General features: G+C 74.1%; 12 protein-coding genes and 1 riboswitch. Of the genes, 8 read left to right on the plus strand and 4 right to left on the minus strand.

Annotated features, from left to right (window positions below):
* Positions 1-28: 28 nt before the first annotated feature.
* Positions 29-1,189 carry a bifunctional glutamate N-acetyltransferase/amino-acid acetyltransferase ArgJ gene (gene argJ, locus ACQPYD_RS02905; protein ID WP_433699657.1) on the minus strand — a complete coding sequence of 387 codons (1,161 nt, stop codon included), beginning with the start codon at positions 1,187-1,189 and terminating at the stop codon, positions 29-31.
* Positions 1,190-1,399: 210 nt separating this feature from the next.
* Between argJ and ACQPYD_RS02910 the strand changes: the two genes are divergently transcribed.
* A complete protein-coding gene (locus ACQPYD_RS02910) occupies positions 1,400-2,431 on the plus strand; it encodes a serine hydrolase domain-containing protein (RefSeq protein ID WP_433699658.1) in 1,032 nt (343 codons plus the stop codon).
* Here ACQPYD_RS02910 and otsB read toward each other — a convergent pair.
* Both otsB and ACQPYD_RS02920 read right to left on the minus strand, forming a co-directional pair.
* Positions 2,400-3,227, minus strand: a complete 828-nt coding sequence (otsB, locus tag ACQPYD_RS02915; protein ID WP_433699659.1) for a trehalose-phosphatase — start codon at positions 3,225-3,227, stop codon at positions 2,400-2,402. The two genes, ACQPYD_RS02910 and otsB, sit on opposite strands and share 32 nt — an antisense overlap.
* A gap of 295 nt (positions 3,228-3,522) precedes the next feature.
* Positions 3,523-3,807, minus strand: a complete 285-nt coding sequence (locus ACQPYD_RS02920; RefSeq protein ID WP_267947912.1) for a DUF3263 domain-containing protein — start codon at positions 3,805-3,807, stop codon at positions 3,523-3,525.
* Between the two features lie 230 nt (positions 3,808-4,037).
* On the opposite strand from ACQPYD_RS02920, the gene ACQPYD_RS02925 reads away from it, so the two are divergent.
* Positions 4,038-5,204, plus strand: coding sequence for a S8 family serine peptidase (locus ACQPYD_RS02925; protein WP_433699660.1), 1,167 nt, complete (start codon positions 4,038-4,040; stop codon positions 5,202-5,204).
* A gap of 370 nt (positions 5,205-5,574) precedes the next feature.
* The gene (locus tag ACQPYD_RS02930) at positions 5,575-6,174 is read left to right on the plus strand and encodes a GrpB family protein (RefSeq protein ID WP_330160780.1); all 600 of its coding nucleotides are present in this window, start codon (positions 5,575-5,577) and stop codon (positions 6,172-6,174) included.
* Positions 6,175-6,489: 315 nt separating this feature from the next.
* Here the strand turns inward: ACQPYD_RS02930 and ACQPYD_RS02935 are convergent, their stop codons facing one another.
* Positions 6,490-7,926 carry an alpha,alpha-trehalose-phosphate synthase (UDP-forming) gene (locus ACQPYD_RS02935; RefSeq protein ID WP_433699661.1) on the minus strand — a complete coding sequence of 479 codons (1,437 nt, stop codon included), beginning with the start codon at positions 7,924-7,926 and terminating at the stop codon, positions 6,490-6,492.
* Between the two features lie 304 nt (positions 7,927-8,230).
* Positions 8,231-8,372, plus strand: a riboswitch (SAM riboswitch).
* Between the two features lie 13 nt (positions 8,373-8,385).
* Here ACQPYD_RS02935 and thrC point away from each other — a divergent pair.
* From thrC to ACQPYD_RS02960, 5 genes are all read left to right on the plus strand, one after another.
* A complete protein-coding gene (thrC, locus tag ACQPYD_RS02940) occupies positions 8,386-9,645 on the plus strand; it encodes a threonine synthase (protein WP_433699662.1) in 1,260 nt (419 codons plus the stop codon).
* Positions 9,646-9,725: 80 nt separating this feature from the next.
* A complete protein-coding gene (locus ACQPYD_RS02945; protein WP_433699663.1) occupies positions 9,726-10,004 on the plus strand; it encodes a ubiquitin-like small modifier protein 1 in 279 nt (92 codons plus the stop codon).
* A 213-nt stretch (positions 10,005-10,217) separates the two neighbouring features.
* The gene (locus ACQPYD_RS02950) at positions 10,218-10,817 is read left to right on the plus strand and encodes a PadR family transcriptional regulator (RefSeq protein WP_433699664.1); all 600 of its coding nucleotides are present in this window, start codon (positions 10,218-10,220) and stop codon (positions 10,815-10,817) included.
* Positions 10,818-11,269: 452 nt separating this feature from the next.
* Positions 11,270-12,241 carry an ATP-binding cassette domain-containing protein gene (locus ACQPYD_RS02955; RefSeq protein WP_433699665.1) on the plus strand — a complete coding sequence of 324 codons (972 nt, stop codon included), beginning with the start codon at positions 11,270-11,272 and terminating at the stop codon, positions 12,239-12,241.
* On the plus strand, positions 12,238-13,038 hold the full coding sequence (locus ACQPYD_RS02960) for an ABC transporter permease (RefSeq protein WP_433699666.1): 801 nt from the start codon (positions 12,238-12,240) through the stop codon (positions 13,036-13,038). Before ACQPYD_RS02955 ends, ACQPYD_RS02960 begins: the two co-directional genes overlap by 4 nt.
* Positions 13,039-13,280 lie beyond the last annotated feature (242 nt).

A 13,280-nucleotide genomic window follows, 5' to 3' on the forward strand; every position in this document is an offset into this window, starting at 1 on the left:
ACGGCGGTCCCCGCCCGGCCCCGCCGGCTCAGGTGGTGTAGTCGGCGTTGATCCGGATGTAGCCCTCGGTCAGGTCGCAGCCGTAGGCGGTGAACTCCCCGCCGCCGATCCCCAGGTCGACGCCGATCAGGACCTCGTCGCCCTTCATGTGCTGCGAGGCGCGCTCCAGGACCTCGTCCGAGGGCTCGGCGGGGTAGGTCTCCACGTCGCCGAAGACGATCCGCACGTTCTCCGGCAGGATGTCGGTCTCCTCCTCGCACTTGCCGACGGCCATCGCCACCCGGCCCCAGTTCGGGTCGGCGCCGTGCACGGCGGTCTTGACCAGGGGCGAGTTCACGACGGCCTTGGCGACGACCTTGGCCTGCGCGTCGTCGCGCGCACCGGTGACGCGCACCTCCAGGAGCTTGCCCGCGCCCTCGCCGTCCGAGGCGATCATGCGCACCAGCTTCAGGGCCACCTCGTACAGGGCGGCCTCGAAGGCGGCGGTGTCCACCGGGCCCGCCAGCCCGTTCGCGAACACCGCCGCCGAGTCGCTGGTCGAGGTGTCGGTGTCGATGCTCAGCGCGTTGAACGTCCGGTCCACCACCCGGCGGAACACCGCGTCGAGCACCGGCTGCTCCAGCTCGGCGTCCGTGAAGAACCAGGCCAGCATGGTCGCCATGTTCGGCTCGATCATGCCGACGCCCTTGGCGATGCCCGTGACGGTGGCGCCGCCCACCCGGGCGGAGGCGGCCTTGGGGTGGGTGTCGGTGGTCATCATCGCGCCCGCCGCGCGGTCCAGGTCCGCCGGGGGGAACTCCGCGGGCAGCCCCTCCAGGTGGGCGCGCACCTTCTCCATCGGGTAGGGGCGCCCGATCACGCCGGTCGACGCGACCAGGATGTCCTCCGGGGCCACCCCGGCGGCGCGGGCCACGCCCTCCTGCAGCTCGCGGGCGTGGTCGTCGCCGACCCGGCCGGTGGCCACGTTCGCGTTGCGGGCGATCACGGTGACGCCGCGCGCCCGGCCGTCCGCGGCCGTCCTGCGGCTGAGCAGCACGCTCGGCCCGGCGAACCGGGACCTGGTGAACACGGCCGACACGTTCGCGGGGACCTCCGACACGACCGCGAAGAAGTCGTCCTTCGGGTCCTTGATCCCGATGTTTCCGGCCACGCCGCGGAATCCGGCGGGTACGGGGGTCTGGCTGCTCATGGTCCTCCTCGGGGCTTCTCCGGCGCCACACTACTCCGCGGTCCCGCGGCCGGACGCGCCCCGTGCCCCGGACCGCGCCCTCGCGGACACGGGGCCGCATTACGGTCTTGACCTGCACGGGTTTCGTCCTGTGCCCCTTGGGCGACCGTGTGACAACGACCGGATAACGGGGTATCCGCCGAGGGGGAGAAGACCGGGGGGAGACGTGTTGTGCGTGATGGTGACTGGCTCACGGAGACGGGGGCGCGGATCCGCGGCGTCCTGAAGGTGATGGTGGACGCCGGGTGGCTGCCCGGCGGCGCCGCCGTCATCGGCACCGGCGGCATGTGGGAGTTCGTCGCGGTGGGGCGGACCGACGGCGAGAGCGACACCGCTCCGGACGTCGCCTACGACGTGGCGAGCCTGACGAAGGTGATGGCGACCTGGCCCCTGGTCGGCCGGGCGGTCGCCGAGGGGGTGCTGGACCTGGACGCCCCCATGTCCGAATACCTGGACGCGGAGGGGCTGCCGGGCGCCCCGGTGACCACGCGCCAGATCCTGACCCACACGGCCAGGCTCAACCCGGTGACGTGGCTGGAGCGCTACGTGGGAGCCGACCAGGACCTGGCCGAGGCCATCCTCGCCGATCCGCTGGAGGAGCCCGGGTACCGCTACGTCGACCGGGGGTTCATCCTGCTCGGCCTGCTCCTGGAACGCCTCTACGACACCGGCCTGGACCGGCTCGCCGGCGACCTGTGGGACGAGCTGGGGATGCGCTCGACCGGCTACGGGCCGCTGGCGCGGTCACCGGCAGTGGCGCCGACCGAGCGCCGCCTGCCGGGCGCCGCGCCCGCCTGGGGCGTGGTGCACGACGAGGCGGCGGCGCTGATGGGCGGCGTGGCGGGGCACGCGGGCGTGTTCTCGACCGCCATCGACCTGGGCGCGTACGCCCGGGAGGTGCTGCGGCTCCACGGGGGCGGGTCCGGCCCCGTGCCCTCGCCGTTCGTGCGGGAGAGCTGGCAGCCGCACGTCGACGCCGGCCAGCGCCTGTGGCGCGGGCTCGGCTGGCTGATCACCCCCGAGGGGGTGGTCCACCACAACGGGTTCACGGGGACGAGCCTGTTCCTGCACCCGGAGAGCGGCCGGTACGTGGGCGTGCTCACCAACGCCGTGCACTACGGGCGCGACCGGGTCGGGCTGGGGGACCTGCGCTCGGCGGCGCGCTCGGCGCTCACGCCCCAGGCCCACGGATCGCCGCCGTGAGCTCCCCGAGCAGTTCCGCCAGTCCGGCGGGGCCGGGCACGACCAGGTCGGCGGCCTCGGCCACCGCGGCCACCTCGTCCGAGGAGGAGCACACGGTCAGACCGGGCAGGCCCGTCCCGCGCAGGGCGGCCACGGCCCCGAAGGCGGGCAGGTCGCCGAGGTCGTCCCCGGCGTAGAGCACCGTGCCCGCGCCGGTCTCCTCGACCAGCGCGGTGAGCGTCGCGCCCTTGTCCACACCCTGTGGACGGAGCTCGACCACCATCCGGCCCGGCTCCAGCCGGAGGTCCGCCCGCTCGGCCAGCTCCGCCAGGGCGGGGGCGACCAGGGCGAGCGCGCCGTCGGGGTCGGCGGTGCGCCGCGTGTGCACGCTCAACGACCGGCCCTTGTCCTCGATCCAGGTGCCCTCCGGCGCGCCCGTCCGCGCGAGCAGGCCGGGAAGCTCCTCCCGGACGAGGGCCACGCCGGGCGGCGGGTCGGCGGCCAGGACCTCTCCGCCCTCCCAGCGCTCGGCGCCGTAGTGGCCGAGCACGGTGATGCCGGGGACCCGCTCCAGCCCGCCCATGGCGACCGCCGCGGCGGCGGGCCGCCCGGTGATGATCGCGACCGAGCCGATCAGCCCGGCCAGGTCGGCGAGCGTGTCCACGATCCCCGGGTAGGGCGCGGACTCGCGCGGGTCGTCCACGATCGGTGAGAGCGTGCCGTCGAAGTCGAAGGCGGCCAGGGCGCGTCCGGGGACGGTGACGAGGGCGTCGAGCGCGGCGCGTCCGGCGTCCGTGCTCGGTCGGGGCAGGGTCATGGAGGGCCTTTCCGGTGGGGCCGCGCACGGGGGCGGGGCGGGCGGATCAGGGCGGGTGGAGCGCCGGAGCGCCCGTGCGCTCCGTCCGGACCGGGGCCGCGGGGACGGGGGTCCCGGCCTTGGCGGGGTGGTCCCCTGCGGCGGTCGGCATCCCCGACCGGGGAGGGGCGGCGCGCCGGGATCGGCCGGTGCGACACGCCCGAGGGGTCCGGTGGAGAACGCCGTCCGCGGGGTGAGGTCGTCGCCCCGAGCGGGTGGTGCGTTCACGTGACCGAAAAGAGAAGGCGGAAGGGGCTCAGAGCTGGATGCCCAGCTGGCGTGCGTTGCGCTGCCGGCGGCGGTCGGCGCGCAGCCGGCGCAGGCGCTTGACCGTCATCGGGTCGAACGCCAGGGCCTCGGGGCGTTCCACCAGCCCGTTCAGCAGTTGGTAGTAACGGGTCGCGGAGAACCCGAACTCGTCACGGATCGCCTGCTCCTTGGAGCCCTCGAACTTCCACCACTGGCGTTCGAAGGCGAGGATGCGCTGTTCGCGTTCGGCGAGGGCCGACTGACCGTCTCCGGTCGGACCGATATTCGGCATGGGACACCCCCTGGACGGGAAATTGGTTTGTCCGGATCGGCGCGACTCATGCTAGCGACTCGACATGCCGTATGCGGACCCGAAAACACAGGACTGGCAGCAGGGATACAGTTACGTTCTCTACCCCCGGGGTCACTTGTACACGCCTGAATCCTGTGCCCATGACAGGATTGGGGAGGTCCGGGGAGGGCCGCGTGGAACGTCGACCGCATCGTTCGAGGGAGCCAGACGTGCTCGGGGGCAACAGTCGTGACAGGACACACACACGCCATGTTCTTGGTGGGACCGCCGCGGCCTGCGCGGCCGTCACCGTCCTCGGCCTGACGGCGGTCCCCGCCGCGGCCGACGGCCAACCGGACCTGAGCCCGGAGCAGTGGGGCCTCCAGGCGATCGGGGCCCGGGAGCTCTGGGAGGAGACCCAGGGCCAGGGCATCACCGTGGCGCTGCCCGGGATCGCCGTCTACGAGGACCACCCCGACCTGGTGGACAACGTCACGGTCGACACGCAGTTCGGGGAGGACGGCGACCGGGACGAGGGCAGCGGCGCCGCCGCCCTGGTCGCGGGGCACGGCCACGGCATGGACGCCGACGGCGGCGTGCTGGGGGTGTCGCCCGCCTCCGAGCTCCTGGTGCTGCCCACCGGGAACGAGCTGCCCGCCGCCATCCGCTTCGCCTCGGAGGAGGGCGCCCAGGTCATCCTGCTCCCGGAGACCGACGGGTCGGTGGACCTGACCGGCGCCACCCAGGACGCGGTCCGCAACGGCGCCCTGGTCGTGGGCCCGGCGGGGGGCCGTGACGACGCGAACGTCCTCACGGTCGCCGGCACCGCCGAGAGCGGCGAGCTCATCCCGGGCTCGCCGGAGGCCGCGGGCATCGGACTGACGGCCCCCGGGGCCGACCTGGAGACCGCCGGACCCGACATGGGGCAGGTCCAGGTGACCGGTACCCCGTACGCCGCCGCCATGGCGGCCGGCGCCGCCGCGCTCCTGCGCGCGGACTTCCCGCAGCTGCGCCCCGAACAGGTCCGCGAGGCCCTGGTCGAGGGCGCCCAGCAGGGGCCCGGAGGACTGCCCGCCCTGCACCTGCCCAGCGCGCAGACGCAGGCGGCCGGGATCGCGCAGGACATCCCCCTCATCGACGAGGAGCTCGTGAACGAGGGGGAGGAGTCCGGGGGCGTGCCCGTCTGGGCGTGGTTCGTCACCGTCGGCGCCGTCGTGGTCCTCGGGATCGTCCTGCTGGTCGTCTGGATCCGCCGCAGCACGGCCGACCCCTACGGGGTGGAGGCCGAGCGCCGCGAGGAGGACGAGCAGATCGCCGCCGAGCGGGCCGCCGAGGCCGGTCCCGCGAGCCGCCGCAAGCCGAGGGGCGGCCGCCGCCGCAAGACGCGCGGCGACTGATCCGGGCCGACGCCCGCCGCGCCCGCCCCCGTCCGGGGGCGGGCGCCGGTGTGCGCGGGCGCCGTTCGCGCGTGACGCGCCCCTGTGCCGTGCGACGCGCCCCGCGCCGGAGGGGACCGCCCGGTGGACGCCTCCCCCGTCCGCCGCCCCCGCCGGGCGGCGCGTGGAAGGGCCGCGCCGGAGCCGGGCCCCGGGGCCGCGCGCGGGCCCCGCGGAGCCCTTCCGGAAGGCCTTTCCGGCCCTCCGGGGCGGGAAGCGTCGCGGCTCGTCACACCCGGCCCACAGCCCGTGATGTGACGTCTGCGCGTGCATATGTAAGCACGCTCGGACGCTCTTGACGCGGGCTCCCGGGGGGACAAGGCTTTGGAGAATGTCTCCCCTCGAAGCATCGCCGTTGCCCTCACGAGGTGCTCCGCCGGTCGCCTCCCCCGACTCCCGCAACCTCGTCAACGGCCGCGTCCACATCTCCCAGTACGACGCCAAGTGGCCCTACCTGTTCAAACGCGAGTCGGAGAAGGTCCGCGCAGCCCTCGGCGACCGCGTGCTCCTCTTCGAGCACGTCGGATCGACCGCGGTCCCGGGCATGGCCGCGAAGCCGTGCGTCGACCTGCTGCTGGTCGTCGCCGACCCCGCCGACGAGCCGTCCTACCTTCCCGACCTGCTGGCCGCCGGCTACTCCGTGGTGATCAGGGAGCCCGACTGGTACGAGCACCGGGTCCTCAAGGGGCCGGACATCAACCTCAACCTGCACGTGTTCGGGGAGGGCTGCGAGGAGGTGGAGCGGATGCGCCTCTTCCGGGACCACCTCATCGCCGACGCCGGGGCGCGCGAACGCTACACCGCGGTCAAACGCGAGCTGGCCGAGCGCACCTGGGAGCGCATCCAGGACTACTCCGACGCCAAGACCGCCGTCGTGGAGCAGCTCCTCGACGAGGCGCGGGCGCGGCGGACGGCGTCCCCGGGCGACTGATCCGCGCGGCGCGGGGCGCGAACCCGTGCGGGGCGCCCCGCCGACCCCCTCCGGCAGACCGCGGGGCCCCGGCAGACCGCAGGGCCCAGGCCGGGCCCAGGCAGGGCCCCGGGCCCCGACGACGGGCCCCGGCCGGGGCGGAGGCGCTCAGCGGGCCCCGTCGGGCGTCCGGGCCCCCGGGGGCCCGCGCGGTCCGGCCCGGGGCCGCCGGGACGCGTCCACCGCCCCCGGGCGCTCCCGCGGATGCCGAGCGGCTCGAGCGGGGCCGCTGCCGACGGGACTCCGGGCGGTGGCCCGTGGCACGGACCGACCGTGTCAGTCCAGGGACCGCAGCTGGTCCTGGAACCACCGGCGCGGCGGCAGGGCCACGGCGGCCTCCGCCAGCCCCTCCCGGCGCTTGCGGCGCTCGTCCTCGGGCATCGACAGGGCGCGGTGCAGCGCCTCCGCGGTCTCCAGCGTGTCGTAGGGGTTGACCAGCAGGGCGTGCCGCCCCAGCTCGTCGGCGGCGCCGGCCTCGCGCGAGAGCACCAGCACCGCGTCGTGCTCCGACAGCACCGGCCCCTCCTTGGCCACCAGGTTCATGCCGTCCCGGGTCGGGTTGACCAGCAGGACGTCGGCCATCTGGAACGACGCCAGCGAACGCGGGTAGTCGTCGTTGACCTCCAGCACCAGCGGCGTCCACTCGGGGGTCGCGAACTCCTCGTTGATCTCCTTGGCGGTCCGCAGCACCGCGTCCGTGTACTCGCGGTACTCGGGCACGTCCCCGCGGCTCGGGTAGGCGAACGCCAGGTGCGTCACCCGGCCCCGCCACTCCGGGTGGGAGGTCAGCAGCTCCCGGTACGCCTCCAGCCCGCGCACGATGTTCTTGGACAGCTCGGTGCGGTCCACCCGCACGATGAGCCGGGTGTCGCCGACGGCCTCCCGCAGGGTCGCGCGGCGCTCGGCCACGGCCGGCTCGGCGGCGCTCGCGCGCAGCCCCTCCTCGTCCGCGCCGAGCGCGTGCACGCCCACCCCGACCAGCCGGCCGCCGTACTCCACGGTGCGCCGGGCGAAGTCCACCTCCGCGCGCAGGATCTCCGCGCAGCAGCGCAGGAACGCGTCCGCCCAGCGGGGGCTCAGGAATCCGAGCCGGTCCGCGCCGAGCATGCCCTCCAGCAGCTCGCGGGCGACGTGCCCGGGCAGCATCCGGAAGTACTCCGGCGGCGCCCACGGCGTGTGCGAGAAGTGCGCGATGCGCAGGTCGGGGCGGCGGGTGCGCAGGATGCGCGGCACCAGCGCCAGGTGGTAGTCCTGCACGGCCACGCGGGCGCCGTCCGCGGCGCCGGTGACCAGGGCCTCGGCGAACGCGTTGTTGTAGGCGGTGTAGTCGTCCCACCGCCGCCGGAAGTCCGAGCCGAACGACGGCTTGTTCGGGATGTCGTACAGCATGTGCTGCACGAACCACAGGGTCGAGTTGGCGACCCCGGTGTAGGCGCCCTGGAAGGTCCGCTCGGGGATGTCCAGCATGTGGACCCGCATGCCGCCGAGGTCGTGCGCGCGGTCCAGCCGGGCCCCGGGCGCCTCCTCCGCCGCACGCCTGTCGGCGTCGGACAGGGCGGCGCACACCCAGAGGCTGTCGATCTCCGTGGCGACGGAGATCATGCCGGACACGAGCCCGCCCCCGCCCCGACGCTGTTCCAGAGAACCGTCGTCGGCGGTGGAGAAGGACACCGGTCCCCGGTTGGAGGCGATGAGGATCTGGGCCTTGTCCACGTGGTCGTCCTCTCGAAGGTGCGGATGGGCCGTCGCCGCCGCCTGGGCGGTCGGGCGCGGCCGTCGCGGAAGCGGATCGCACCCTATGTCTCGCCGGTCGACAGCCGCCCCAAACCCCTCGGGGGCCGACGGTGCCGCGCGTCACGCTCCCGAAACAGGGCGCGTGCGCCCCCGGCGCGCCGACCGGCGACGTCTCAGCATGTGAGCGGGTTCGTGTTACCCGGATCACCAGCCGTGGAAAACCGGCCGACGAGTCCGTTACAGTGACCGTGCGGATCCGACAGGACCGCCCACAACTTCATATTGCTCATCCAGAGGGGTGGAGGGACCGGCCCTGCGAAGCCCCGGCAACCATCCCAGCGCGCACTACTCACGAACCCGTGAGGCGGCTGGGGCAGGTGCCAACTCCGGCCTGGGGACAAGGTGTCCGCCAGGGAAGATGAGGGGAGACGCCTCGCCATGGCGATCACTGCCGCCGAACCCACCTCCGTCCGCGCCTTCGGCCCCGGAACCGCGCTCTCCTGTCGCGAATGCGGTCGGCGCTACGAGCTCACTCCCAAGTTCGCCTGCGAGTTCTGCTTCGGCCCCCTCGAGGTGGCCTACGAGTTCGGGGACGTCACCCGCGCCGACATCGAGAGCGGCCCCAACAGCATCTGGCGCTACCGCTCCCTCCTCCCGGTCCCGGACAACGTGGCCGAGCTGCCCAACATGGCCCCCGGCCTGACCCCGCTGGTGAAGGCCGACCGCCTCGCCGCCGAGCTGGGCATCGACTCCCTGTACGTCAAGGACGACTCCGGCAACCCCACGCACTCCTTCAAGGACCGCGTGGTCGCCATCGCGGTCGAGGCGGCGCGCACCTTCGGCTTCACCACCCTGTCCTGCTCCTCCACGGGCAACCTGGCCGGCGCGGTCGGCGCCGCCGCCGCGCGCGCCGGGTTCGACTCCTGCGTGTTCATCCCCGCGGGGCTGGAGGAGGCCAAGGTCGTCATGGCCGCCGTCTACGGGGGCAAGGTCGTCGCCATCGACGGCAACTACGACGACGTCAACCGCTTCTGCTCCGAGCTGATCGGCGACCCGGCCGGCGAGGGCTGGGGGTTCGTCAACGTCAACCTGCGCCCCTACTACGGCGAGGGCTCCAAGACGCTGGCCTACGAGATCGCCGAGCAGCTCGGCTGGCAGCTGCCGGAGCAGATCGTCGTCCCGATCGCCTCCGGCTCCCAGCTCACCAAGATCGACAAGGGCTTCCAGGAGCTGATCAAGCTCGGCCTGGTCGAGGACCGCCCGTACCGGATCTTCGGCGCCCAGGCCACGGGCTGCTCCCCGGTCGCGCAGGCCTGGGAGAAGGGCATCGACGTCATCCAGCCGGTCAAGCCCGACACCATCGCCAAGTCGCTGGCGATCGGCAACCCGGCGGACGGGCCGTACGTGCTCGACATCGCCCAGCGCACGGGCGGCTCCGTGGAGCACGTGGGCGACGACGAGATCGTCGACGCCATCAAGCTCCTCGCCCGCACCGAGGGCGTCTTCGCCGAGACGGCGGGCGGCGTCACCACGGGCGTGCTCCGCAAGCTGGTGCGCGAGGGCCGGCTCGACCCGAAGGCGCGGACCGTGGTGCTCAACACCGGGGACGGGCTCAAGACCCTCAACGCGGTGGACGCCGGCGTGACGGCCACGATCAAGCCGTCCCTGAGCGCGTTCGCCGACGCGGGCCTCGTCTGACCGCCGCTCCGCAAGCACAGTCCGTCCCGGCGGGGCCGTGCGACGGCCCGCCGACCCACAGCAGAAGGAAGAACACCGCCATGAGCGCCAGCGTCCGCGTCCCCACCATCCTGCGCACCTACACCGACGACGCCTCCGAGGTCGAGGCGAAGGGCAGCACCCTCGCCGAGCTCTTGGACGACCTGGAGGCCAACTACCCGGGCATCCGCGCCCGCATCCTCGACGACAGCGGCAAGGTGCGCCGCTTCGTCAACGTGTACGTCGGAGACGAGGACGTGCGCTTCGAGAAGGGCCTCCAGACCGAGATCGCCGACGGCGCCAAGGTCTCCATCATCCCGGCCGTCGCCGGGGGCTGCTGACCGCTCGCCGCGCGCCGTCACGGCGCCGCCCGCCGCCGCCCGCGAGGGGGCGGCCCCGCCCCCGCGCGTCGCGGCGGGCCGGGCCGCCCCCTCGCGGCGTCCCTCCGCCCCGGCGCCCGGTCCGCCCGCCGGGGCGGGAGGCGCGGTGGGCACGGGGGCCGCGCCCGTCCGGCCTCGTATTCTGGGGGCCGGTGGAGACGAGTGGGGACGGCGATGTCGGCGACGAGGCTGCTGGTGCTGGGAGCGGTGCGGATCCACGGGGGGACCCACGGGTACCGGGTGGGCCGCGAGCTCATGTCCTGGGGCGCCAAGGACTGGGCCAACGTCAAGTGGGGCTCCATCTACCACGCGCTGAACAAGCTCACCTCCGAGGGCAGGCTGCGGGAGTTCGTCGCCCCCGGCGACGAGGAGGTGGGCCGCACCTCCTACGCGCTCACCGACGAGGGGGAGGCCGAGCTCCGCCGGCTGATGGGCGAGGCCCTGCGCCACGCCGGAGACGACCACGGCCTGCTGTGCGCCGGGATCACCCTGATGACCTCGCTGCCGCGCGCGGAGGCGGTCGGGCTGCTCGAGGAGCGGCTCGCCGCCCTGGAAGCGGCGTCCCCGGGGCTGGGCGACGCGGCCCGGGCCACGGACGCCGAGTGGGGCAAGCCGCCGCACGTGCGCGAGCTGTTCACGCTGTGGCGGCTCACCACGGACGCCGGCGCCGAGTGGACCCGTCAGCTGATCGCCTCGCTGGAGGCCGGGAAGTACACGATGGCCGACGACAGCCCCCGCGCCTTCGGGCTGCCGCCGGTACGCGACGACGCCTGACCTCCGGCGCCCGGTTCACGGAGCCCGCCCGGTTCCCGGCCGCGTGCGCCCGGCGCCCGCCCGGCCCACGGCCGCGTGCGCCCGCCCGGCCCGCGCGCCCGGCCCGTGCCGTGTCCCCTCCCGTCCGCACGGTCCCCGGGTCCCGGCACGGCGTGCGCCCGCGGGACGGCGCCGGCTCCCGAGCCGCACTCCTCCCCGGCGAGCTTCCCCCGCACCCGCCCCCGTGCCGCATCCCCGTCCCGTGTCGCGTCCCGGCCGCGTGCGCCCGCGGGGCAGCGCGTCGTCCCGTCCGGCGGCACACGCCCGCCTCCCCCTCGCGCTCCCCGCGCACGCCGTCGACGTTTCTGCGGGCCCCGACCAGGGCCGATCCCCGATCCCCTTGTTCAAGTTTGAATATTCGCTTGCGGCGGGGCGGCCCGGGCGTCATATTCAAGTTTGAATAAGGAGGCGGAATGATCCACACGCACCAGCTGACCCGGACGTTCCGGGTCGGCAAGGACGTCGTCGAGGCCGTGCGCGGCGTCGACATCGACGTCGGGGAGGGCGAGATCGTCGCGCTCCTCGGGCCCAACGGGGCCGGGAAGTCGACCACGCTGCGCATGCTCACCACGCTGCTGGAGCCCACCGCGGGGACCGCGACGGTCGCCGGACGCGACATCCGCACCGAGCCCGCCGAGGTGCGCCGCAGGATCGGGTTCGTCGGACAGGGGAACGGGTCCGGCGGCGACCAGCGGGTCGGGGAGGAGCTGCGCACGCAGGGGCTCCTGTACGGGCTCGACCGCCGCACCGCGCGCCGCCGCGCCGACGACCTGCTCGACATGCTCGACCTGGGGGGCGCCTCCGACCGGGAGGCGGGCAAGCTCTCGGGCGGCCAGCGCCGCAGGCTCGACATCGCCATGGGGCTCGTCCACGAGCCCGGCCTGCTCTTCCTGGACGAGCCCTCCACCGGGCTCGACCCGCACAGCCGCGCCAACCTGTGGGAGCACGTCGCCCGGCTGCGCGACCGGCTCGGCACCACCGTCGTGCTCACCACCCACTACCTCGACGAGGCCGACGACGCGGCCGGGAGGGTCCTGGTCATCGACCACGGCCGCGTCATCGCCGACGGCACCGCCGACGAGCTCAAGGGCAAGGTCTCCGGCGACCTGGTCACCTTCTCCGTCCGGTCCGAGGAGGAGGCCCGCACGGGGGCGCGGATCGCCGAACGCGTGCCCTCCGCCGGGGCCGCCGAGGTGGCCGCGGTCCCGGGCCGGGACCCGGAGGTGCGCTTCCGGGTGGAGCGCGGCGACGGAGTCCTGCCCGAACTGCTGCGCACCCTGGACGCGGCCGGGGTCCCGCTGCTCTCCGTGCGGGTGCAGCGGCCGACCCTCGACGACGTGTTCCTGACCCTGACCGGGCGCAGCCTGCGCGAGGAGGAGGCATGAGCGTGAGTGGAACCACGCGGACCGCCGGGCCGGCCCCGGCGCGCGGACCGGGCGTGGCGCGCGACACCTGGACCGTGTTCGTCCGCCAGATGCGCCCGCTGCTGCACCGGCCGCTGCTCCTGGGCTTCGGGATGCTCCAGCCGGTGCTCTACCTGGTGCTGTTCGCGCCCCTGCTCACCGGGCTGGCGGGGGCCGAGGGCGAGAACCCCTGGCAGTGGTTCGTGCCCGGACTGCTGGTCATGCTCGCCCTGTTCACCGCCGGGTTCGCCGGGTTCGGGCTGCTGCCCGAGATGGCCTCCGGCGCGCACGAGCGGATGCTGGCCACCCCGGCGAGCCGGGTGTCGCTGCTGCTCGGGCGGGTGCTGCGGGACGTGGCGACGATGATGGCGCAGATGGTGCTCATCATCGTGCTGGTGATCCCGTTCGGGTTCCGGATCTCCGTGGCGGGCGCGGTGGTCGGACTGCTCCTGCTCGCCGTCCTGGGGATCGGGCTGTCCACCCTGTCGTACCTGACGGCCCTGGCGGTGAAGCAGACGTACGTGTTCGCGCCGGTGCTCCAGACGGTGATCATGCCGCTCATGCTGCTGTCCGGCGTGCTGCTGCCGATGGAGCTGGCGCCGTCCTGGCTGTACGGCCTGTCCCGGATCAACCCGGTGGCCTACGTCGTGGACGCCGAGCGCGCCCTGTTCGCGGGCGACTGGGGCCTGTCGGTCGGGATCGGCTGGGCGGTCGCGGTCGCGCTGGCGGTCGCGGCGCTGGGGTTCGGCTCGCGGGCGATGCGCAGGCTCGGCTCCTGAACCCGTCGGCCTCCGCCGGGCCCCGGTCCGGCGGAGGCCGTTCGCGCAGGCACGGAGGGTGTCGGAGCCTGTCCGCTGAGCGCGGAAATCCGCTCATCACGGGGTGTATGTGCAGGTAGATGCTGGTAGGAGGGGAGGGGAAATCGTGACCACATCGTTTGCACTCTCCATGGCCGAGTGCTAAAAAGGGACCTGGTTAGCACTCGCCTTCCTTGAGTGCTAACCGGATCGAGGCTGCGAGA

It is taken from the genome of Nocardiopsis sp. CA-288880 (assembly GCF_050955985.1).
Classification (GTDB): Bacteria; Actinomycetota; Actinomycetes; order Streptosporangiales; family Streptosporangiaceae; genus Nocardiopsis; species Nocardiopsis tropica.

Coding starts and splice junctions, on each gene's coding strand:
- argJ (WP_433699657.1), bottom strand. CDS start 1,189: ATGAGCAGCCAGACCCCCGTACCCGCCGGATTCCGCGGCGTGGCCGGA.
- otsB (WP_433699659.1), bottom strand. CDS start 3,227: ATGACCCTGCCCCGACCGAGCACGGACGCCGGACGCGCCGCGCTCGAC.
- ACQPYD_RS02920 (WP_267947912.1), bottom strand. CDS start 3,807: ATGCCGAATATCGGTCCGACCGGAGACGGTCAGTCGGCCCTCGCCGAA.
- ACQPYD_RS02930 (WP_330160780.1), top strand. CDS start 5,575: ATGTCTCCCCTCGAAGCATCGCCGTTGCCCTCACGAGGTGCTCCGCCG.
- thrC (WP_433699662.1), top strand. CDS start 8,386: ATGGCGATCACTGCCGCCGAACCCACCTCCGTCCGCGCCTTCGGCCCC.
- ACQPYD_RS02945 (WP_433699663.1), top strand. CDS start 9,726: ATGAGCGCCAGCGTCCGCGTCCCCACCATCCTGCGCACCTACACCGAC.
- ACQPYD_RS02950 (WP_433699664.1), top strand. CDS start 10,218: ATGTCGGCGACGAGGCTGCTGGTGCTGGGAGCGGTGCGGATCCACGGG.
- ACQPYD_RS02955 (WP_433699665.1), top strand. CDS start 11,270: ATGATCCACACGCACCAGCTGACCCGGACGTTCCGGGTCGGCAAGGAC.
- ACQPYD_RS02960 (WP_433699666.1), top strand. CDS start 12,238: ATGAGCGTGAGTGGAACCACGCGGACCGCCGGGCCGGCCCCGGCGCGC.